The sequence below is a fragment of the Duncaniella sp. genome (assembly GCF_029056165.1).
GTDB lineage: Bacteria > Bacteroidota > Bacteroidia > Bacteroidales > Muribaculaceae > Duncaniella.
In genome coordinates this window covers 142,509-148,565 of the sequence record NZ_JAIDBW010000034.1, presented here as the reverse complement: position 1 = coordinate 148,565, position 6,057 = coordinate 142,509, and the positions used below count along the sequence as shown (strand labels likewise).

The window sequence follows — 6,057 nt, the reverse complement described above, 5'->3', positions numbered from 1 at the left end:
GGAGCGGAAGATAGATCATGGCGTTGTCAAACTCAGGCTGATTTGTCCGATATACTCCGCTGACCATGAGCGTGTCCGTTATAAACGCCGACATGGGGAAGGCCGGATTTATGCGTCCGAGACGGCGGGGGACGGTGAGCTGAAGGTCAGGTATCATCGATGGACGTGCGCCGAGCTGCACGGCTGTACCCACGCCGATCACCGCTCCGCCAAGCTCATTGGTGATCGTGTCCATGACACCGTCGATCATGAGCGAACTCAACGCCGAAACTTCTCCAAATCCGTCAGGCACTCCGGCTATGCGCACCGGTAGCTGTACGCCGTCATAGATGGCAAGTGCCTCGGCCTGAATGGTCGGCACGGCCACGCGCACACCGTCAATATTGCTGATAACAGCCGCAAGCGAGTCGGCATCGGCTATCATATAGTTATTGGCCGGGGTGACTTTTACATCCGGATCCACAAACGAAAGCCTGTCGGAAGCAAGCTCCGTGAAACCGTTGAACACCGAGAGCACACATACCATAGCCATAGCCGCTACAGCTATGCCGGCCATGGAGATGTAGGAAATGATATTGACTGCCGTATGGCTTTTCTTTGCCAGAAGATAGCGGAGGGCAATTCTGAATGCAGGCATTTGTGATCCGATGTGGTTTAATTATATATTAAGAATCCTCCCTTAAACAGCGGGGGAGATGGACGGGGGGATTCCCTGCCCGAAAAAGCGACGGCAGGGACGCTGCCTGAAAGCCTCCACCTGACACCGGGCCGTGATTAAGCCCGAACAGTCAATGGAAACTCCGGAGAGCGTCCCTGCAATCACGCTGAATCAGTTGCTGATTCATTCCTGTCCCTTACTTGGTCAGGAGTTTGTCGATATTGTCAATATAGTCCAGCGAGTCATCCAGATAGAAACTTAATTCAGGACATTTCCTGAGCTGGAAACGTACCCTCTGCGCAAGTTCATAACGGATGGTCTTCGCACTGTCGCGGATACTTTCAAGAAGTTCCTGAGACCGCTCCGAGGGGAAGATCGAAAGATAGACCTTGGCCACACTCAGGTCGGGGGATACACGAACTATGCTGACGGACACGAGAGTGCCGTGGGTCTTGGCCGTCTGCAGACGGAATATTTCACTGAGTTCCTTCTGTAACAGACGCGATATTTTTGCTTGACGTGTTGATTCCATAATTTTATAATAGTTTTAAGTGATCGTGAGGTTGCGGCCAAGGAAAAAAGGTGGAATGCGGATGTCGTCACGGCAAATCCGGAGACCCGTCCATGACCGCTGTCACTTATTACAACGCGCCGACCGCATCAAAGGTTGGCAGGCCGGAATGAATCCGGCCACCAACAGCAAGTTATCAGTCGATTATATCAAAACCGGTGTATTTGCGCAGACATTCGGGGACGACGATGCCCTGCGGAGTCTGGTTGTTCTCAAGCAGCGCGGCCATGATGCGAGGGAGTGCGAGAGCCGAGCCGTTGAGAGTGTGGCAGAGATGGGTTTTCTTATCCTCACCACGGTAACGGCATTTCAGACGGTTGGCCTGATAAGTCTCGAAGTTGGAGACGGACGACACCTCAAGCCAGCGGCCCTGTGCGGCTGAATAGACTTCAAAGTCAAATGTAATGGCTGAAGTGAAGCTCATGTCGCCACCGCAGAGACGGAGTATGTGCCAAGGCAGACCGAGTTTTTCAAGAAGGCCCTGTACATGATCCTTCATTTCTTCAAGAGCTGCATAGGAGTTCTCCGGTTTTTCAATACGGACAATCTCGACCTTGTCGAACTGGTGGAGGCGGTTGAGACCACGGACATCCTTGCCGTAAGAACCTGCCTCACGACGGAAACATGCCGAATAAGCACAGTTCTTGATCGGAAGCTGATCAGCGGGGATGATGACGTCGCGGTAGAGATTGGTGACGGGGACTTCAGCCGTCGGGATGAGATAGAGTTTGTCCTCGTTGATGTAATACATCTGTCCTTCCTTGTCGGGAAGCTGTCCTGTACCGTAGCCGGACGCCTCGTTGACCACGTAGGGGGGCTGAATCTCAAGATAGCCTGCCTGACCAGCCTCATCGAGGAAGAACTGGATGAGAGCACGCTGCAGACGTGCACCCTTGCCGATATATACGGGGAAACCCGGACCGGTGATCTTCACACCGAGATCAAAGTTGATGAGGTTATATTTCTTGGCGAGTTCCCAGTGGGGAAGCGCGTCGGCGGGAAGATCGGGCATCGGTCCACCGGTTTTCTCCACGACATTATCCTCGGCAGTCTTGCCTTCGGGGACTGCGTCGCAGGGGATGTTGGGCATACCGAGAAGAATGTCACGGATAGCATTCTCAGTTGCCGTCAGACGATCGGAAATCTCCTTCTGTTCAGCCTTGATTTCAGCCACCTCGGCTTTTGCCTTCTCAGCCTCGTCGCGCTGACTGGCTTTCATCAGCATACCTATCGAATCGGCCTTCTTCTTGAGTTCGGCTGCGAGGTTATCATACTGGAATTGCAGACTGCGTCGCTGATCATCAAAATCAATCACATCGTTGACTCCCTGCTTTCCGTCAAAGCCCTTGACGGCGAGGCGCGCTATGATGCGTTCGGGATCCTCTTTGATTTGCTGTAGGGTAAGCATTTTCCTTTATTGTATCTATGTCTTAAATTCAATTGTTGAGAAGTTCGCGCACCTTGGCAGAGATGACTTTACCGTCGGCACGTCCGGCGAGAACTTTGGAAGCCACGCCCATCACCTTGCCCATTTCCTTTGCGGAGGTCGCACCGGTCTGCTCGATGATCTTCTTGAGTTCGGCTGTCAGTTCCTCCTCGGAGAGCTGCTTGGGAAGATATTCTTCGATCACGGCAGCCTCGGCAAGCTCATTGTCGCGCAGTTCGGGGCGGTTCTGCTCCTCGTAGATCTGCGCAGTCTCGCGGCGTTGCTTGGCCATCTTTGCGAGAATCTTTGTCGCGGCTTCGTCTGAAAGCGAACCGTCGCCACCCTTGGCGGTCTTGGCTTCAAGAAATTCCTTCTTGATACCACGGAGAGTCTCAAGGCGCACTTTCTCGCGTGCGAGCATCGCACTCTTTATATCGGCGGAAATTTTTTCAAATAAATCCATATCTATCAATATTATTTAGGTTTATTTATTCCGCACAGCCACCCGTAATGAAATTGCGGACCAAACTCCGGCAACGACATAGGCAGTCAGTGCGTATCACCTTGCAAAGTTACAAGATTTTTAAGTATTTTCAACGCAAGGAGCTAATAAAATGAAAGCCTGAGGAGCCCGACCTTATAAATAAATGCTCTCCGGACATGAAGGCATCCCCTCTTCAGGGATCGGCTTCCTTAATCCGGAGAGTATGATAGTCCACTGACAGGTGACTACTGAAGTGATCGGATGAAATCATCGGAATCTTTCCACTTTCACAAGTGAAACGGAGATGCTCAGGCCATCTGCCCTCAATCTCTCCGATTCCGCCGGTAAGACGGACACTCGACATCAATCCTGATGACATTCATGCCGCATTACCGTTAAGAGAAAAATGTGTTTCTGTTAATGTAAGCGAAAACTTAGTACTAATGACTTAATGATTACCTAATGCGTACCTGACTCACACTTTGGTAAGCCTGATACATTCACAAAAGTAATAAAATTTAATGTTTTCCATCTATCTGTTGCATGGATTTAGAAAATATCACTATTTTTGCATCCAAATTAATACTTTTATTCTTATATCACCGGACAGCACCCTCTGTTAAAGAATAATATTCTAAAGCCCGCACACCATGAAGTCATCATCAACATCGCTTGACGCAATCGACATACGCATCCTCAAAGTCCTGCAGGAAAATTCCCGGCTCACCGTAAAGGAACTTGCAGCCGCCGTCCATCTCTCCCCTACCCCAACATTCGAGCGTGTCAAACGCCTCGAACGCGAGGGCTATATCACAAAATACATGGCTGTCCTCGATGCCGAGAAAATCGATTGCGGTTTCCTTGCGTTCTGCTATCTGAAGATGAAACAGCAGTCATACGAAAATGCCATACGGATCATGACCGCAGTCAAGAGCATACCGGAAATAGCCGAGTGCTATAACGTGTCAGGAGATCATGATTTCCTCCTCAAGATCTACACCAAGGACATGAGGTCCTATCAGGAATTCATCCTCCGCATCCTCGGTGAGCTTGACTGCATCGGATCACTCAACAGCTCTTTTGTTCTCGATGAGGTCAAGAACACCCATCAGCTTCCGCTCCCTGACGAAGAATAAAGAGATCGGTGCACATACTCTTATAAAAAGAGATAATCCAAGATTCCGTCATCATGCAGAATCTTGGATTATCCCTTTTTCTAAAATATCATGCCGGATGCTATACCTCCATATCACCTGTTGTTGAGACTTGGCAGGAAAGCATCAGGAATGTGTTCAATCGTATAGGAAGCGGGAGAACCGATGACAAGCACAAGATCAAAACGAGGTTCAAGCGGAACATCGTAGGAACGGATATATGTATCGGCCGCACGCACGATCCTCGCTCTCTTTCGTTTATCAACGGCATCAGCCGGATCTGAAAAATCTGTCGAACGTGTCTTGACCTCGACAAAACAGATCATGTCATCCTTCATGGCTATGAAGTCAATCTCGACACCGGCTATACGGATATTCTCACCACCGATGGCATAGCCCTGCGTCAGCAGATACTCCTTGGCAACCTGTTCGCCCCACTGGCCGAGCTGATTGTGGTCAGCCATGACGGATCACTTTTCGTCTTCGACGTAACCGTCCTCATCGAGCATTCCGTAGTCGAAATCTTCGCCCTCGAAATCCTCATCGTCAAAATATTCTTCCTCCTCGACCTCATCGTCAGGTGCGTCGGGAGCATTCTCGAAGATAAACTCATCCTCCTCGCGCACACGGTGATGACCGTCAAGCGGACGGTGGGTGATGGGGTTGTCCTCGATACGGTTACGCTCATCGGTGATCTCACGCCACAGCATATCCTTCAGTTCCGTAAGGCCCATACCGGTAACAGCCGAGATGAAAATGTGGGGAACACCTTCAGGCAGGGTCGATTCGATTTCCTTCATCAGCTCCTCGTCAAGCATATCGCTCTTTGAGATGGCGAGCACACGAGGTTTGTCGGACAGCTGCGGGTTGAAACGTTCAAGCTCACCGACAAGAATGTCATACTGCGCCTTGATGTCATCCGCATCAGCGGGAACCATGAACAGCAGGACGGCATTGCGCTCGATGTGGCGGAGGAAACGCAGGCCGAGACCCTTACCCTCGCTCGCACCCTCGATGATACCGGGAATGTCGGCCATCACGAAAGATTGGTTTCCACGGTAGGAAACGATACCGAGCTGTGGTTCCATCGTCGTGAACGGATAGTCGGCAATCTTCGGACGGGCTGCGGAGATTGATGACAAAAGGGTGGATTTACCGGCATTCGGGAAACCTACGAGACCCACGTCAGCAAGAAGCTTCAGCTCAAGAATGATGGATTTCTCTATGGCGGGTTCACCCGGCTGGGCATAGCGCGGAGTGCGGTTGGTGGCACTCTTGAAGTGCCAGTTGCCGAGTCCGCCACGTCCGCCGCGAAGGAGCTTTACTTCCTCGCCGTCGGATGTCACCTCACACAGATACTCGCCTGTCTCCGCATCGAAGACCACTGTTCCGCACGGAACGTCAACGATCACATCCTCTCCGTCCTTACCGAACGAACGTCCGCCCGATCCGCTCTGGCCGTTACCGGCAAATATGTGGCGGCGATAGCGCAGCGGAAGGAGTGTCCACATGTGGGAGTTGCCACGGAGGATTATATGACCTCCACGGCCTCCGTCACCACCGTCAGGACCTCCTTTCGGAATATATTTAGCACGATAGAAATGCCGCGAACCGGCACCGCCTTTACCCGAACGGCAGAGGACTTTGACGTAATCTATGAAGTTGGAATCAGCCATACAACAGGGATGATTATAGTGTTAGAATTGATGATTATAATTGCGGAACGTGAGATCCACATTAAATATAACAATGCTTTAGGCCGAA

At 51.0% G+C, this 6,057-nt stretch carries 7 protein-coding genes; 1 reads left to right on the top strand and 6 read right to left on the bottom strand.

The genetic code is table 11. The features are described 5' to 3' along the window. From K2G41_RS07460 to K2G41_RS07445, 4 genes are all read right to left on the bottom strand, one after another. Positions 1-637: ABC transporter permease (locus K2G41_RS07460; protein ID WP_300116895.1), on the bottom strand; the 637-nt coding region annotated here is incomplete at its 3' end. 217 nt (positions 638-854) lie between these two features. Then, positions 855-1,190 (bottom strand): 30S ribosome-binding factor RbfA, encoded by a 336-nt coding sequence (gene rbfA, locus K2G41_RS07455; RefSeq protein WP_300116894.1) that lies wholly within the window; start codon positions 1,188-1,190, stop codon positions 855-857. 175 nt (positions 1,191-1,365) lie between these two features. After that, positions 1,366-2,637, bottom strand: a complete 1,272-nt coding sequence (gene serS, locus K2G41_RS07450) for a serine--tRNA ligase (protein ID WP_300116893.1) — start codon at positions 2,635-2,637, stop codon at positions 1,366-1,368. A 28-nt stretch (positions 2,638-2,665) separates the two neighbouring features. Next, the gene (locus K2G41_RS07445; protein WP_300116892.1) at positions 2,666-3,118 is read right to left on the bottom strand and encodes a GatB/YqeY domain-containing protein; all 453 of its coding nucleotides are present in this window, start codon (positions 3,116-3,118) and stop codon (positions 2,666-2,668) included. 671 nt (positions 3,119-3,789) lie between these two features. Here K2G41_RS07445 and K2G41_RS07440 point away from each other — a divergent pair. Beyond that, positions 3,790-4,275, top strand: coding sequence for an Lrp/AsnC family transcriptional regulator (locus K2G41_RS07440; protein WP_300116891.1), 486 nt, complete (start codon positions 3,790-3,792; stop codon positions 4,273-4,275). Between the two features lie 113 nt (positions 4,276-4,388). Here the strand turns inward: K2G41_RS07440 and K2G41_RS07435 are convergent, their stop codons facing one another. Together K2G41_RS07435 and obgE are read right to left on the bottom strand one after the other, a co-directional pair. After that, the gene (locus K2G41_RS07435) at positions 4,389-4,757 is read right to left on the bottom strand and encodes a YraN family protein (protein WP_300116890.1); all 369 of its coding nucleotides are present in this window, start codon (positions 4,755-4,757) and stop codon (positions 4,389-4,391) included. 6 nt (positions 4,758-4,763) lie between these two features. After that, positions 4,764-5,969, bottom strand: a complete 1,206-nt coding sequence (gene obgE / locus K2G41_RS07430; RefSeq protein ID WP_300116889.1) for a GTPase ObgE — start codon at positions 5,967-5,969, stop codon at positions 4,764-4,766. Positions 5,970-6,057: the final 88 nt, after the last annotated feature.

Bases quoted from the DNA above. Each gene is read 5' to 3' on its own strand.
- rbfA (WP_300116894.1), bottom strand. From the start codon at position 1,190: ATGGAATCAACACGTCAAGCAAAAATATCGCGTCTGTTACAGAAGGAA.
- serS (WP_300116893.1), bottom strand. From the start codon at position 2,637: ATGCTTACCCTACAGCAAATCAAAGAGGATCCCGAACGCATCATAGCG.
- K2G41_RS07445 (WP_300116892.1), bottom strand. From the start codon at position 3,118: ATGGATTTATTTGAAAAAATTTCCGCCGATATAAAGAGTGCGATGCTC.
- K2G41_RS07440 (WP_300116891.1), top strand. From the start codon at position 3,790: ATGAAGTCATCATCAACATCGCTTGACGCAATCGACATACGCATCCTC.
- K2G41_RS07435 (WP_300116890.1), bottom strand. From the start codon at position 4,757: ATGGCTGACCACAATCAGCTCGGCCAGTGGGGCGAACAGGTTGCCAAG.
- obgE (WP_300116889.1), bottom strand. From the start codon at position 5,969: ATGGCTGATTCCAACTTCATAGATTACGTCAAAGTCCTCTGCCGTTCG.